The organism is Bacillus sp. HY001 (assembly GCF_007558965.1).
In the GTDB taxonomy this organism is placed as follows: domain Bacteria; phylum Bacillota; class Bacilli; order Bacillales; family Bacillaceae_G; genus Bacillus_A; species Bacillus_A mobilis.
Genome location: NZ_VLTE01000030.1, coordinates 1 through 14,080 on the forward strand (window position 1 = coordinate 1; position 14,080 = coordinate 14,080).

Genomic DNA, 14,080 nt, shown 5'->3' on the forward strand with positions numbered 1-14,080 from the left:
TGAGAACCATTTTTGTACTTTTCGAAAGAATTTTTCCTCGCCGTATCAAAATCTTTTGAAGCCTGTTTGGGAACTTGTGCATTGATGTCTTTTAACCACTCATATCTCTTTCGCTTCTTGATCTTTGTAAATCGTTTTTGTAAAGCTAACTGTGAAGCAGATTTTCCAAATAGCTTATAGTATCTATCACTCATTCTTTTACAATAGTTATAAGCGAACCTTGCAGCACCGGCATGATTTCTAAGCACTTTTTCTTGTTCAGGCGTTGGAATCAGTCTGACTTTCTTCGCCAATATCATCAGAAGTCAACTCCTTAATCATCTGATTGATTTTTCTACTCTCGCAACATTCACGCTCACCATTTCTAGCCACGTTGTAGTTCAATCAGCTTTAGGGATTGCCTGCAGTTAAACCTCACTACTGGCCAATCACTTGACTAGCTGGTCTTACTGACATATTTAATTAACTTTAGTTATAATTGGTTAAATAAATCGTAACAGTTAGTTACCCTTTAATTGTATTCGCATCCGTAAGAAAAAAACCTTCTCATGCACGCTAATTTTTACAATATTCTTCTCCTATCCTATTTGTTACTCCTTCATATTTGACATAAAATGTAGAAAATTTACTTTTTTTAGCGAAAGTATTTCTTTTTTATGGGGTTTTTGTATAATATGTACTACATATATACTAAAAATTTCATTTAGAGATGGAGCCGATTTCAATGTTTGAGCAAGCGATTGAAAAAAAACGTGAAAAAATGATTTATTTTGCGGAACGCTACGGAATGACTTCTCAAAAAACAGTGGATTGTAGCCAAGAACTGGACAGGCTCTTAAATGCAATTTGGCATGTACATACGGATTTTCACCCTAATCAAACACTCGATACACACACGCAATAACGCGTGTGTTTCTTTTATTTCAAAAAAACACACATTTTATTGAAAACGCCCATACAATAGTAGAAAAGAAAATTTTAAAAACGAAAGGTGTTTTGTATGCCAGCTATGGTCGGACATATTCGTATCGTCAATATTGGATCAAGTGGTATTTTTCATATTGGAGATGTATTTGCGATTAGGCCTATTAGTTATTCACGCGCTTTCGCCGGGGCCGGCTCTTTTAATGTTGGAGATAACGTTTCTGTCTACAATTATCAAAGCGCAACGACTGTTAATGACTCCGATGTAATTGATCAAGCGATAATTGGTTCAACTTAGAGGAGGCGATTGCATTGAATTTTTACGTAAACCAAAGCATCATCATTAACAGCATTAAAATTGATAGCATTACAACCTCTTCTGTATTTCAAATTGGTACTGCTGGAAGTATTAAAGCTCTATCTAAGTTCTCTAATACTGGCGGATTTACAGAACCCCTTCGCCCATTACAGGCGAAAGGACAAATTATTTCTATCAAACCATCAACTAGTTCTTCTTAAGACATCCTTGTCATAAATATATAGCAGGAATATATTTACCCTCCCTATTGAAAAGGAGGTTTCACAAATGAATCAAGATATATATACTTACTTACACCAACTTCAGCAAGCTCTTCAAACACAACAAGCAGCCATTCTGAATTTAGAAGAACAAGTGCGTCAGCTCCAAGAAGAGCTTAACGAATTAAAAAATCGCCCCTCCTCTTCTGTAGGAAAAGTGGAATACAAATTCGATCAATTAAAAGTAGAAAACTTAAATGGCACTTTAAATATTGGTTTAAACCCATTTTCAGCAAAAGGACAGCAAATTGAAGATTTCCAAGTAGATACAGAAACTTTGAAGGTCAACCCTGAGACTGACACAAATCCAGACTTTTACCAAGGGATTCTTCAAGAAATGCATCGTTACTTAGATGAAGAAGCATATAATCGAATTCTCCATTTTGAACAAGAAGAGAGAACGCCGCTCGATGAAATGTATCGACAAATGATGGTTGATGACATAAAAAAACAGATGGAGCATAGACTTCCTTATTATTTAACACAAGCGCAATCATATGAAGGAATTTCAACAGATCCAGACTATTTGCGAGATATTATTATTCAAGCAATGAAACATGATATCGACAAAGCCTTCCTCTCTTTTATTCAACACATACCGGGCAATTTCCGAAAGGAGTAAGTATGTATGAATCTTAACGTTGTAAATCGTGAATTAAAGGTCGGCCAGATTAAAATGAACGGTGTATCGTCATCTGCACTCTTTTTAATTGGGGATGCGAACCTCCTCATTCTATCTTCTATTCTTGATACACCATTTGAAACTGTAACAGAGGGGCCGTTTGTACCGTTAGTAACAGATGTCCCTCCTACCCCAGGTTAAGGAGACTGAGAAATTATGTTACATCATGTGTCTGTTGTCCAAAATGTTTCTATTATTTCTTTAGGGATTACTGCCGTGTTCCAAGTTGGAGATGCAAATCAAATGGAGTTAAAAAGTAGGGCTCTTGCCGTCCACCGGGAAATTCCTTGTTATATAAAAGGCGAAGGTCGCTTAGATGCATTTGAAATTTTTACTGATGAACATGTCACAATCCCAAAACGAACGACAGATGTAAAATTAAACATTGTAAATGAATGTCCTTTTATTGAAGTGAATGACGTTGAATTACGAACACTCTTAAATTCTGGTTGCTTTCAAATTGGAAATGTTGATTATGCTTTCAATAACTCTCGTATTATGCAAATCCGCCAATATATTACTGATGAACCTTCCGCTCCATAATTCATATAGTAATTAAAAAGCTTAGTAAAGTAGGTGGATGGTATGCCTTCCGTTGTTGGAAATCTCGTCGTTCAAAACAGTAATGGTTCTTTTAATTTAGGGGATTTTTATAACGTATCTCCGAAAGAAAATACGAAAGCTTATAATGGATCCGGAGCTTCCAATGTTGGATTTGTCGTGAATACTTTTAGCGGCGTTAGTGCAACAAATACGTTTGATTCTGATGTGGCCGATCAAGATCAGATTGGAACAGCGTAAAAAAAGAGGTGTTCCTTTGCAGTACCTCTATAGGTAGACAGTAAAAAAAGTGTCTCCGCTGCCTTTGGCACCAGAGACACTTTTTTAATCTTTGAATAAAACTCTGTATTTTTGCCATACGCAAACAAAATTCCCTTGATTTATATTTTATGAAGCCCTCGGAAATTGCTCCGTTGATCTCTAGTACAACCGTGCCTATTCTTACTCATATCTTAACAGAACCCGCTGAGCACTGAACTAGGATGATTGAGCAAAATACGTCATCTTTTCCCACAACTATTTGATAGTTGAACATATTGATTTAATAGGTTATGAGCTGTTTCTTTTTCATGTTTTTTTAATACCTCTTGTATTCCAGTACCTGTTTTACTTTCAAAACTTCCTTCTAATTTTGATGCGATATTACGGATACTAGTTTGTAGAACGTGAAATTCCCTAATATTTTTTTGTAAAGTAAGGTTGTCTTCCTTTATAATATCTAAAGATTTCAAGTCTACCTCTGTTTTTAGCATTACACGCTCCATTTGTCTTTCGAGTTGTTTTTTAGTGGCTTGTAATTCATCAATCATTTGATTGGCTAAGTCCCCTGTTGTATTAGCAATTTGACTTTCTATTTTTCTTATTTCTTCAATGAAATTCATTTTTCAACCCTCACTTTACCAATCCTTTGAAATTTTTATTCAATTGACCATCTTTGTCTCTTAACGAATTAGCTGCATGGATAATCTCTTCCCCAAACTGCTGTAATTCTCTTTGTTTCTTTTTTAAATTATGTATTAATTCTTCTGCAAGCTGGACATTATAAAAATATTCTTGCCCATTTTGAGTCGCCTTTGCGACTTCTCGAATTGCATCGTCTATTTCATATTCTGCTAAAAGATGATATTTCCCACCTGGTTGTGTTTCATATTTTAATTTTCTTTTTAATTGTGAGATTCCCTCCGCTTCTTTTTGTTGAAACTCCTCTATATTTCTAATTACAGTAGATAATACATCGCCTAATTGTTGTAATTCTCTTGCATGTTTCATAATTTCATCAGGCTCTAACTCTAATCGGACACTACCATTTTTACGGAACATATCTTTAAAAGTCTTCATAGGATGTTCCCCCATAAATAACACTGCAAGAACTCTATCTACTCCATTACTTTTTGTTGTAAATTGTTTACCAATCATAGGTGCTCCGAACTGTTCAAAATTTCCTACAGCATCTTTTTTATGTGTATAATCTACGGCCTTATTTTCCATAACTCCTTCATCTACCCGTTTTTTTGCTTTATCACTAAGTAAGCGATAAATATTTGGTGCAGCAAATGTTGTTGTATAGAAATTCCTCTCTGCAGCTACATATTGAGCTTCTGCGGCCCCTTTACTGTGTCCGGTAGTATGAACAGAAGTTGGTTCATATTTTTTATTCACTTTATCTACAAATTCTAGCGCACTATCAAATGATGTAGGTAGATTTTGTACCTTTCCATCTACCATACCTAAGTTTTTTTCATCCCAGCTGAAATCTGAAATGTGTCTGTAGACAAGTCTCCATCAAATTTCCCGAACTCTGTTCCACGGAATGAATAGATTATATTTTCGTAACGTTTTTTATTTGGTTTATATTCTTCTGCAGGCACTACAGCGATTGCTTGCAATCCGTTTTTTATTTTCTCTTTATCTGCATCTATCGTTTCTATAATTTTCCATTCCCGACCATTAAATCCTGTTATTTTTGCTCCCTTTTTTAAAATTTCGTCATCATAAACTTGATCTGATAGCTCAAAATAATCTTCATCTGTCGCAATTGGATTCTTTTTAAATTCATTCATATGTTCCAACTCATTTCATGGTATATTTTAACTATACTCAAATTCAAGGGGATATCCTATGAAAATTAAATTGGTAATTTTTACATTTGTTATTTTCATTATAGCAGGAGGGTATTTTACTATGGAATACTTAAAACATAAAGAACAAGAAGAAAAGTTTTGGAAAGTGCAAGAAGCAAGAGTAGAAAAGTATATACATTATAATATTAAGGATGTAAAAACAATTACATTTAAGGAACACAGTGTAAGTCCGATGGGTGTTCCTAGATTAAAAGGTTATATAAACAATGATGAAAAATTAGATTTTATAGCACGTATAAGCACGACCGAAAACTTTGAAGACAAATTCACATGTTCTGGAGAATTAGATGAATTGATAAAAAAACCAGCAAAATCTGTATCTGAAATTGAAAAACAAGAGAAAAGAGAAGAGTAGTCTTTGCACTACTCTTCTCTTTTGCGTCCTATAGCCCGTTTTTTTGCTATATCACTAAGCAAACGATAAATATTTGGTGCAGCAAATTAGGTCCCAACTCGTTTCATGGTATATTTTAACTATATTCAAACTCAAGGGGATATCCTATGAAAAATAAATTGGTAATTTTTACACTTGTTGTTTTCATTATAGCAGGAGGGTATTTTACTATGGAATACTTAAAACATAAAGAACAAGAAGAAAAATTTTGGAAAGTACAAGAAGCAAGAGTCGAAAAGTATATACATTATAACGTTAAGGATGTAAAAACGATTACATTTAAAGAACACAGTGTAAGTCCAATGGGTATTCCTAGATTAAAAGGTTATATAAACAATGATGAAAAATTAGATTTTATGGCCTATATTAGTACTACAGAAAATTTTGAAGATGATTTTACATGTTCCGGAGAATTAGATGAATTGATAAAAAAACCAGCAAAATCTGTATCTGAAATTGAAAAACAAGAGAAAAGAGAAGAGTAGTCTTTGCACTACTCTTCTCTTTTGCGTCCCGTTTTAAGAAGCATGCAACGGTACGTTTTTTATAAGGACTAAGGAAGTTATCTTTTTATTTAAATGATAACCCAGCGTCCTCCAAAGCCTTTCTAAGCTTCGGCATAGACGCTGGTCCAATACCGTGCAGTTTTAAAATTTCTTTTTCACTATACTTTGATAGTTCTTCTATCGTGTGAATTCCATGATGCTCTAGCGCATTTCGTGCTGGTGATGAAAGAAGTGAAAGAAATCCTGTTTTTGGCTTCTTTTCTTTCTCACAAGTCGGGCAAGTTGGACAATCACTACTTTTGTAGTATTCATGTCCTTTTTCACACGTTCTTAACGTTTTTTCTGTTGCCATTTTCAAGTCCCTCTATTCTTCAATTTCGACAACATGATTGCCATCAAAGAAGTATAAGCATTTCTCTTTCACTGGGTGTTGCAAGCTTTTCTCAAGTGCCTTTGCATATAACGAAAGCTGTACTTTGTATCGATCTTCTAAAATTGGCTTCGCTTGCTCGAATCCGCCTGGGAATTTCCCTTCAATCGTATCTGTTTTAAAGTCGATTAACGTAATGCCGTCTTCCTCTTCAATCATACAGTCGATAACCCCTTGGACAAGAATTGATTCCCCGCTCTGCCCTTGCCAATCTTGATATGCTTCTTCTGCTGCAAGCATCATCGTAAATGGTACTTCACGCTCAACACTTTTCGCCGCTAATACCCTTTTACCTAGGTCACTGTCAAAGAATGAAATGACTTTTTCAATTGCTATTTCTTCGGCTTGTTCGAATGTTAATAGTTCTTTATTAACCATGCCACTAATTTGTTCCCGAATTACTTCTTCTGTAATCGGCTTCTTCAAATCAACATGCTGCATAACAGCATGAACTGCCGTACCTCTTTCAGCGTATGTTAATCCTTTTTTCTCCATAAAACGAGGGCGCGTTTGAATTGGTGCACGCATTTTTTTAATAAAGGCGTTATCGCTACCTTCTTCAGATTGATAATTTCTCTTTATTTCCGTAACAGATTGTTTCGCACGGTGAGATGTTGCTTCCTCATATCCGTACTTCCACATTAATCTGTCATACACTTCTTCTTTTCGTTCACCTTGCAGGGGAACAGCTTTTTTCTCACGAAGTGCTTCTAGTAATTCTTGTTTCTCTTCTTGAACCGGTTCCGGCGCGAGTAACGTGCTACCGTCAACAACTTCTACTTTCCAGCTCGTGTCGTAGTCATAAATTTCACCTGGAATACTCCCTTGTCCTAATTCAAGAAGCATTTCACTATCACGATGTCTATATAATGAAGGTGCAATCCAATCTAAATAACAAGACGCTCCGGCACGTATATGGTCTGGCAATAACCATTCACTATGCTCCCTCGCATCAAGCCATTTTTCCATTTCCTTATTTGCATCCTTAACCGTTCCGATTAAAATTAACTTCTCTTTTGCACGAGTTAACGCTACGTATAATACGCGCATTTCTTCCGCGATTAACTCCATTTTCATTTTACGCTTAATTGCTAGTTGCGATAATGTCGTATATTTAATACGTTTACGAGGATCGATAAATTGCGAACCGAAACCGAAGTCTTTATGAAGTAAGAAGCGTTTCATTAAGTCCTGTGTATTAAAACGACGACCAAGTCCCGCTACGAATACAACTGGGAACTCTAATCCTTTACTTTTATGAATCGTCATAATACGAACGACATCTTCTTGTTCACCTAAAGCTCTCGCCGTACCCATATCGTCACCGCGTTCTAAAATACGCTCAATAAAGCGTAAGAAGCGGAATAATCCTCTAAACGATGTTGCTTCATATTGTCTTGCCCGGTCATAAAGTACACGTAGGTTTGCTTGCCTTTGCTTTCCAGCTGGTAAACCGCCAACAAAGTCGTAATAACCTGTCTCACCGTATACTTTCCAAATTAAATCAGAAAGTGACTGTTGGCGCGCGAATTCACGCCATCCTTGCAGTAAATTATAGAACCACTCTAATTTATCATGTAGTTCTTGCTCTTCCTCAAGCGGTGCCCCTTTTAAGAATGAGCTCATTACTTCATAAAACGAACCTTTCTTTCCGTGAGCACGAAGCGTCGCAAGTTCTTCATCATTTAATCCAACGATTGGTGAACGAAGCACTGCAGCAAGTGGAATATCTTGCATTGGATTATCAATCACGCGGAATACGTTCATCATAATATTTACTTCTGTCGCTTCAAAGTAACCAGTCGCAAGATCAGCGTATACTGGAATTCCTTGCAGCTTTAACTCTTCCATAATTTGCGGCGCCCACGGCATAGAGCGAAGTAAAATAACGAAATCGCGGTATTGTACAGGGCGCATACTATCCGTTTTACGATCGTACACTTCATAACCTGAATCAACCATCGCTTTAATGCGCTGCGCCATAAGACGGGCTTCAAGTTGCGCTTTTTCTACTTCTGCACCTTCTTCACCGTCTTGCACTTCTTCTTCTGTTTGCTGAATGCATAGTAGTTCTGCCGCTACATCTTCACCTTCTGGATAGCTAGCACCTAACTTTAATTCAGCGTCTGCATCGTAGTCGATTTCTCCGACTTCTTCACCCATAATTTGTTTGAAAATAAAGTTCGTACCCGCTAACACTTCATGACGACTACGGAAGTTTTTCGCTAAGTCTATCTTCATTCCGCCGCCCGATCCTTCTTGTGTGAAGCGTTTATACTTTCCTAGGAACAGGCCTGGTTCTGCTAGTCGGAAACGATAAATCGACTGCTTCACGTCACCTACCATGAACAAGTTCCCTTCACTCTCAGAATCTTTCGTTACGAATTTAATAATGGATTCCTGCACAAAGTTCGTATCTTGATATTCATCGACTAGTACTTCAGCAAATTTATTACGATATTGAAGCGCTACTGCTGATGGCTTCATTTCACCGTTTTCACTTTGTTCACTTAAAATTTGTAAACAGAAATGCTCTAAATCTGTGAAATCGACCATTCCTTTATCTCGTTTCATCGCTTGGAAACGCTCTGTAAATACTTTTACAAGCTGTACGAGTTTTTCTAATACAGGATGCATATCTTGAAAATCTCGTAAGAAACTTTCAGGTTTGCGGCTAAATAACTCTTCTTGTAATTTCTTCACTTCATCTTTCGCTTTATTACGAAGAGAGTCTACTTGTTTTACAATATCTTCATTGTAATCACTTTTCTTAATACGCTTTAACGTTTGCCACGATACGTTTTGCATCGCTTCATAAACGCTTGTCCACGATTCACGAGCAGCTGATGATAACGTTCCAAGTAAAACTGCATCAGCTTGCAAGGTTTCAACGCGAGGCGCCGGGCCGTCAGGAAGCATTGCGAGTTCGGTTGCTTTACGAATATGCTGTTCTGCTGTTTCAAGCTGGAATTTCACATCTTCCAATAAGTAAGAAGCATACACTAAATCTTCAATTGTTTTTCCTTCCACGTCGTATGCTTCTACTAATTTATCGAGCCATTTTTCCGGATTTGGATGCGCTCTTGATTCTGTATGAAGCGCTAAAATCATACGCTGTAAGTCATCATCACTACGATCACTCGTATAACGATCAACGAGTTCAAAGAATATCGTATTATCTTCAATTCCATACTCTGCTTCTAATATGTCATCTAATACTTCTTCTTTTAATAATTCGTTTTCTGTTTGATTCGCAATGCGAAAACGAGGATCAACATCAAGCATGTAGTAGTATCCTCTAATTACTTGTAAACAAAAGGAATGGATCGTCGAAATAGATGCTTTATTTAATAGGCTCAGCTGCTTTCTTACGTGCTGAGAGCCTGGCTCATCAATTAATACTTTTTCTAACGCTTCCCCAATTCTATTTTTCATCTCTTGCGCCGCTGCATTCGTAAATGTTACAACGAGCAGGCGGTCGACATCGACTGGATTTTCTTCACTTATAATCTTTTTAATAATACGTTCAACTAATACCGCTGTTTTCCCTGATCCAGCTGCTGCTGCGACTAAAATATCACGTCCGTTCGCTACAACTGCTTTCCACTGGTCATCTGTCCACTGACTACCTTCTGGTTTTTCAGGCCAATTTTCAATCATTCTCCGCCAACCTCCTCTCTAATTTTCTCCATCGCTTCGCTATCTTTCATATCTTTTAGCGTACGGAATTGATTATCTTCAAGTGATTCATCGAACTGACAAACAGATTTGAAGTTACAGAACGTACATGCCGCTTTATTCCCCTTTTTGTAAGGAGCAATATCGATAACGCCTTCTGTAATATCTTTTCCGATATTTTCAAACGTATGGTGTACGTATTTTTGCAATACGTTAAACTCTTGTTCACTTGCAATGCTCGAACGCGCACTAAAGCTACCGTCTTTTTTCAGACCCGCAGAAATAATATCAGAGCTTCCTGTTGAAAGTTTGTTATCCATTAAACGAACAACATCAGCATCGCCTAGCACGAGTCCTTTCATTTTAAATTTCTTTAAAATTTCTTTTTCGATTTCCGCTTCAGATGCATCACCCTTCATCTCAACAATCGGGTTATGAATATGGAAGTACAGTACACCAGCAGGTGAAGCCGTGCCACCTTTTTTCATCCACGTATGTGCATTTGAAGTAACAACATCTAAATACGTTAACATTTGAAGTGCCAATCCGTAATACACTTCCGTTAAGTCTAATGCTTTTGAGCTTGATTTATAGTCAATAATACGTAGGAACGTACCACTTTCATCTTCTGCCTTATCAACACGGTCAATACGGCCAACTACTTCCATCTTCACACCATTTGGTAATGAGAATTCCATTGGCGGAAGTGATCCTGTACCGCCCATACCGAATGGCACTTCTAAATCAACTGGTACGAAACCACTTGATTTCGCGTGCTCACGAAGAATGATTGAGGTACGGAAAATGATTTGTTGTAGTTTTTGCTTTAAATAGAAATGACGGTTTGAACTTAATAAAATTTGTCTTTGTAATAACGGTGCAATCTCTTCTATTACTACAGCAGAAAGATGCTCACACTCTTTTATTGATAAATCCGCCCAAGTACGGTTTTCACGTAATAGCCTGTCTGCAATTCTCTTCAGCGCTGCATGGAATAGCTCGCCAATATCCGGTGCATCCAGCTTGAAAATATCACGCTCTCTTAATGATAAACCGTGCTGCGCGAAATGAGCATATGCGCAACGGTTAAATAGTTCCATACGAGAGACGCTTCCTTTTATTGTGTCTCCGTATAAATCTCTACTTACAACTGAACTTAGCTTTTGCGCACGATTTCGGTAAAATAGGCTTGATAATACGCGGCTACTTTTTTGCTTCCATTCATCTGAAGTAACGTAGAAGTTATATACGTCCCACCAAAAGTCTAAATTCCCTTCAAATCCGTATCGCTTCCACGTTTGAAGTTGCTGCATTACATATGACAACGTTACTTCTGGCGTTGCTACGTATGAAATTTGTTCCGAACGTGATAAATCATTTACGTCATTCGTAATAAATGTATCTTTCACATCAGGGAACATTCTTTTTATTTTCTTAATAAAGCTAGACGCAAGTAACGTCTTTCCTTCTTCATCTGCTAGCGGACAAGAAATATATAATTTCTCAGTCGCTCTCGTTACCATTTGGTACATAACGAACTGTTCTTCTAATAAAGTTTGTCTCGTCGTTGGTGCTAATTCGATACCTGCAGCACTAAGAACATCTCTTTCTTCATCAGACAGCATACCTTCATCCATAGGTGCTGCTGGAATTACTCCTTCATTCACGCCAATGACAAATGTTGCTTTCACATTTGATAATCTAGAACGATCAATATTCGCAATTAACACTTGATCTAATGACGGTGGAATGTTTGCGAATTGAAGCGCCTCAAGACCTGTCGACATAACATCTGTGAACATAGAAAGTGACATTTTCTCTTCGCCAAGCATTTCAACGAACGTATCAAGAAGACTCATTACTTCTTCCCATACTTGCTCATGATCTGTCGCGAATAAGAAATCTCCACTCTCTTCTGCACGAATACGTAATGCTTCTAGTTTTTTCGGAACATCAAGCTCTTCTAAAAATAAGTAAACCGCTTCGCACATTTGCATAACTGTTCCAGCACGCTTCAGCCTTTTTTGCATACGAATCACAGGCGTTCTTACAACGTCGCGTAGTCGATTTATTTTCTCTTCCATTTCACGTTCACTGTCTGTAATCATCCCGTCTGTATCGTCAAGAGAACGATAGCGACGATACATCCACGGATCCTCAGAAGTCCATCTCTTCCCTTGTACACCGTACGCTAAACAGTAGTTTTCAAACTCATCCATCTCTTCGCGCATCGTTTCTTTTCTTACGTCTAATGGATATAAAAGCTCTGTTTTCACGCAGCGAAACACTGCATCATAACGCCAATTCCCGCTAATAATCTCTAGTGCAGAACGAATACATTCTACTAGCGGATGATGTGACATCGGGCGTTTTTCATCGATGAAGTGCGGAATATTATAATCTGTAAATAACGTTCGCATCACATCGTAATAACTTTCTCCATTACGAAGAAGAACCGCAATATCTCGGTAACGATAGTCTTCATCCGCCACAAGTCTACGAATTTCACGGGCAACACCCTCTACTTCAGCTCGTAAATTCGCTGCTGTATGAATCGTTACACTTGCTTCCCCGTGAAACTTTTCATTCGGACGCGCTTCATAATGCGTTTCTAAATGCGCTAATGCTTGCGAATGAAAACGTGGTTGTTCCATAAGTGGAATCGTTTTTTCAATTTCTATCTTCTCTTCACGCGCCACTTGCTTTATTTTTTCATACGTTAATGTCGTTTCATAAAATAAATCTAGTTCATTTACTGGCTGCGCTAACGTTTTTTCATCTATCGTTAACGTGATTGTAACCCTCGCTCCGCAAATCATAAGCTGTCTTACAATTTCTAGCTCTTGCGGTGAGAAAGAATGAAATCCATCTATATAAATTTCAGCCCCATTTACATATTCAGATTGCGGAAGCTTTTCCACTAGCAATTGCAGGTAGTCTTCTGAATCTAAATATTTTCCGATTAAAGCACGCTCGAAATCATCATATAATAGTTGTAAATCATACACTTTATTCGCTAATAGCTTTTGTTCGGCACTGCTACTATGTGCATCTAATTGTTGCCACATTTCATATACGTTAGATGGCGTCACGTTATAACGTTTAAACTCCGCAATCATACTACCAAGATGTTCAAAGAAACCGTTTTGCTCCGCTGCTTTTTGGAACACTGATAATCCATCTTTACGAGACTCTACAATTTTACGAAGTAGCATATGTACGCCCGCTTCATCAATGTGAAGACGACTCGCTCCGCCAACTTCTTGCAGTACCTTCCACGCTAACCGTGAAAAACTAAAAACTTGTGCCCGAATAGAACCTCTAACATCCTCACTACCAATTAACGCCTGCTGCGTTTGGAATGTCATCTGTTCTGGCACAAGATATAATATTGTTTCCCCTCTTGGGCGCTGCTTTAACTCTTCTTGCACTTCGTGTAAACAAAGTGTACTTTTTCCACTTCCCGCTCTACCAATCACAAATCGAAGTGACATGTAACCCCACCTTTCACTTACATAACGAACGTTAGTTTGCTACCATAATTGTATTATAGGACACGAAAAAAGACAAACGGAGTAGTTTGTCTTTTACTATACTTCTACCTATTATATCAACCTTTTGAAAAATTCGTTTGCACCTCTTTAATTGGCCAATATCGTAAATCAACTTTACCGACAACTGTATCAGCTTTTACAAATCCAAAGTGTCTACTATCCCAGCTTCCGAGGCGGTTATCGCCTACTACAAAAATATATCCAGGTGGCACCGACTTTTCTTTCGTCAACTCTTCTAGTTTAAAATCACCTGTTAGTTGTCGTCCATTTATCTCTTTCTTATACGTCTCTAAATAAGGTTCATCCACGAATTGTCCGTTTATATACAGTTTATCATGCTTATATTCAATTTGATCCCCAGGTAAACCGATAATTCGTTTTACATAGTCCTCTTTTTTATTCGCATGAAACACAACAACATCAAACCTGTTCAAGTCCCCCACTTGATAACTCACCTTATTTACAACGAGCATATTGCCATCTTGCAATGTCGGCATCATTGACTTCCCCTCTACAACGTACGTTGAAAAGAAAAACGTTCGAAAAAATACAGCTAATAATACACCAATTAAAATTGTTCGTATCCACTCTATGCCTTCTTTTTTCAAAGTTTTCTTCATCCGCTTCTCCC

At 37.5% G+C, this 14,080-nt stretch carries 15 protein-coding genes and 2 pseudogenes; 9 read left to right on the forward strand and 8 right to left on the reverse strand.

Features of this window, described 5'->3' with window-relative positions:
* Window positions 1–296 (reverse strand): helix-turn-helix domain-containing protein (locus FOT98_RS14860; RefSeq protein ID WP_483861238.1); only part of this gene is annotated, 296 nt, incomplete at its 3' end.
* A pseudogene (locus tag FOT98_RS33560) lies at window positions 259–339 on the reverse strand (IS607 family transposase); the annotation flags it as partial. The gene FOT98_RS14860 and the pseudogene FOT98_RS33560, both read right to left, overlap by 38 nt.
* Window positions 340–724: 385 nt before the next feature.
* Here FOT98_RS33560 and FOT98_RS14865 point away from each other — a divergent pair.
* From FOT98_RS14865 to gerPF, 7 genes are all read left to right on the forward strand, one after another.
* A complete protein-coding gene (locus FOT98_RS14865) occupies window positions 725–904 on the forward strand; it encodes an aspartyl-phosphate phosphatase Spo0E family protein (RefSeq protein WP_000462840.1) in 180 nt (59 codons plus the stop codon).
* A 96-nt stretch (window positions 905–1,000) separates the two neighbouring features.
* A complete protein-coding gene (gerPA, locus tag FOT98_RS14870; RefSeq protein ID WP_001111187.1) occupies window positions 1,001–1,222 on the forward strand; it encodes a spore germination protein GerPA in 222 nt (73 codons plus the stop codon).
* Between the two features lie 14 nt (window positions 1,223–1,236).
* Window positions 1,237–1,443, forward strand: coding sequence for a spore germination protein GerPB (gerPB, locus tag FOT98_RS14875; protein WP_001012508.1), 207 nt, complete (start codon window positions 1,237–1,239; stop codon window positions 1,441–1,443).
* 67 nt (window positions 1,444–1,510) lie between these two features.
* Window positions 1,511–2,125 carry a spore germination protein GerPC gene (gene gerPC / locus FOT98_RS14880; protein WP_063263235.1) on the forward strand — a complete coding sequence of 205 codons (615 nt, stop codon included), beginning with the start codon at window positions 1,511–1,513 and terminating at the stop codon, window positions 2,123–2,125.
* A gap of 6 nt (window positions 2,126–2,131) precedes the next feature.
* Window positions 2,132–2,326 carry a spore germination protein GerPD gene (gene gerPD / locus FOT98_RS14885; protein WP_001052807.1) on the forward strand — a complete coding sequence of 65 codons (195 nt, stop codon included), beginning with the start codon at window positions 2,132–2,134 and terminating at the stop codon, window positions 2,324–2,326.
* Between the two features lie 15 nt (window positions 2,327–2,341).
* Window positions 2,342–2,728, forward strand: coding sequence for a spore germination protein GerPE (locus tag FOT98_RS14890; protein ID WP_061676293.1), 387 nt, complete (start codon window positions 2,342–2,344; stop codon window positions 2,726–2,728).
* 42 nt (window positions 2,729–2,770) lie between these two features.
* Window positions 2,771–2,986: a spore germination protein GerPF gene (gene gerPF, locus FOT98_RS14895; protein ID WP_001141570.1), complete on the forward strand. Its 216-nt coding sequence runs from the start codon at window positions 2,771–2,773 to the stop codon at window positions 2,984–2,986.
* Window positions 2,987–3,246: 260 nt separating this feature from the next.
* On the opposite strand, the gene FOT98_RS14900 is transcribed toward gerPF, so the two are convergent.
* Complete coding sequence (locus tag FOT98_RS14900) at window positions 3,247–3,627, reverse strand: hypothetical protein (RefSeq protein WP_063263236.1); 381 nt, start codon at window positions 3,625–3,627, stop codon at window positions 3,247–3,249.
* 10 nt (window positions 3,628–3,637) lie between these two features.
* Window positions 3,638–4,806 (reverse strand): annotated as a pseudogene (locus tag FOT98_RS14905) (hypothetical protein).
* Between the two features lie 58 nt (window positions 4,807–4,864).
* Here FOT98_RS14905 and FOT98_RS14910 point away from each other — a divergent pair.
* Entirely contained in the window at window positions 4,865–5,242 is a 378-nt protein-coding gene (locus FOT98_RS14910; protein WP_132133744.1) for a DUF1433 domain-containing protein, read from the forward strand.
* A gap of 146 nt (window positions 5,243–5,388) precedes the next feature.
* On the forward strand, window positions 5,389–5,766 hold the full coding sequence (locus FOT98_RS14915; protein ID WP_144291083.1) for a DUF1433 domain-containing protein: 378 nt from the start codon (window positions 5,389–5,391) through the stop codon (window positions 5,764–5,766).
* Between the two features lie 85 nt (window positions 5,767–5,851).
* Here FOT98_RS14915 and FOT98_RS14920 read toward each other — a convergent pair whose 3' ends face one another.
* The 4 genes from FOT98_RS14920 to lepB form a co-directional block, all read right to left on the reverse strand.
* Entirely contained in the window at window positions 5,852–6,139 is a 288-nt protein-coding gene (locus tag FOT98_RS14920) for an RNA polymerase alpha subunit C-terminal domain-containing protein (protein ID WP_063263213.1), read from the reverse strand.
* Between the two features lie 12 nt (window positions 6,140–6,151).
* Entirely contained in the window at window positions 6,152–9,877 is a 3,726-nt protein-coding gene (gene addA / locus FOT98_RS14925; RefSeq protein ID WP_063263212.1) for a helicase-exonuclease AddAB subunit AddA, read from the reverse strand.
* Window positions 9,874–13,389 (reverse strand): helicase-exonuclease AddAB subunit AddB, encoded by a 3,516-nt coding sequence (addB, locus tag FOT98_RS14930; protein WP_063263211.1) that lies wholly within the window; start codon window positions 13,387–13,389, stop codon window positions 9,874–9,876. Before addB ends, addA begins: the two co-directional genes overlap by 4 nt.
* Window positions 13,390–13,505: 116 nt before the next feature.
* Entirely contained in the window at window positions 13,506–14,069 is a 564-nt protein-coding gene (gene lepB, locus FOT98_RS14935; RefSeq protein ID WP_061676503.1) for a signal peptidase I, read from the reverse strand.
* Between the last annotated feature and the right edge of the window lie 11 nt (window positions 14,070–14,080).

Bases quoted from the DNA above. Each gene is read 5' to 3' on its own strand.
- FOT98_RS14865 (WP_000462840.1), top strand. From the start codon at position 725: ATGTTTGAGCAAGCGATTGAAAAAAAACGTGAAAAAATGATTTATTTT.
- gerPA (WP_001111187.1), top strand. From the start codon at position 1,001: ATGCCAGCTATGGTCGGACATATTCGTATCGTCAATATTGGATCAAGT.
- gerPC (WP_063263235.1), top strand. From the start codon at position 1,511: ATGAATCAAGATATATATACTTACTTACACCAACTTCAGCAAGCTCTT.
- gerPD (WP_001052807.1), top strand. From the start codon at position 2,132: ATGAATCTTAACGTTGTAAATCGTGAATTAAAGGTCGGCCAGATTAAA.
- FOT98_RS14890 (WP_061676293.1), top strand. From the start codon at position 2,342: ATGTTACATCATGTGTCTGTTGTCCAAAATGTTTCTATTATTTCTTTA.
- gerPF (WP_001141570.1), top strand. From the start codon at position 2,771: ATGCCTTCCGTTGTTGGAAATCTCGTCGTTCAAAACAGTAATGGTTCT.
- FOT98_RS14900 (WP_063263236.1), bottom strand. From the start codon at position 3,627: ATGAATTTCATTGAAGAAATAAGAAAAATAGAAAGTCAAATTGCTAAT.
- FOT98_RS14910 (WP_132133744.1), top strand. From the start codon at position 4,865: ATGAAAATTAAATTGGTAATTTTTACATTTGTTATTTTCATTATAGCA.
- FOT98_RS14915 (WP_144291083.1), top strand. From the start codon at position 5,389: ATGAAAAATAAATTGGTAATTTTTACACTTGTTGTTTTCATTATAGCA.
- FOT98_RS14920 (WP_063263213.1), bottom strand. From the start codon at position 6,139: ATGGCAACAGAAAAAACGTTAAGAACGTGTGAAAAAGGACATGAATAC.
- addA (WP_063263212.1), bottom strand. From the start codon at position 9,877: ATGATTGAAAATTGGCCTGAAAAACCAGAAGGTAGTCAGTGGACAGAT.
- addB (WP_063263211.1), bottom strand. From the start codon at position 13,389: ATGTCACTTCGATTTGTGATTGGTAGAGCGGGAAGTGGAAAAAGTACA.
- lepB (WP_061676503.1), bottom strand. From the start codon at position 14,069: ATGAAGAAAACTTTGAAAAAAGAAGGCATAGAGTGGATACGAACAATT.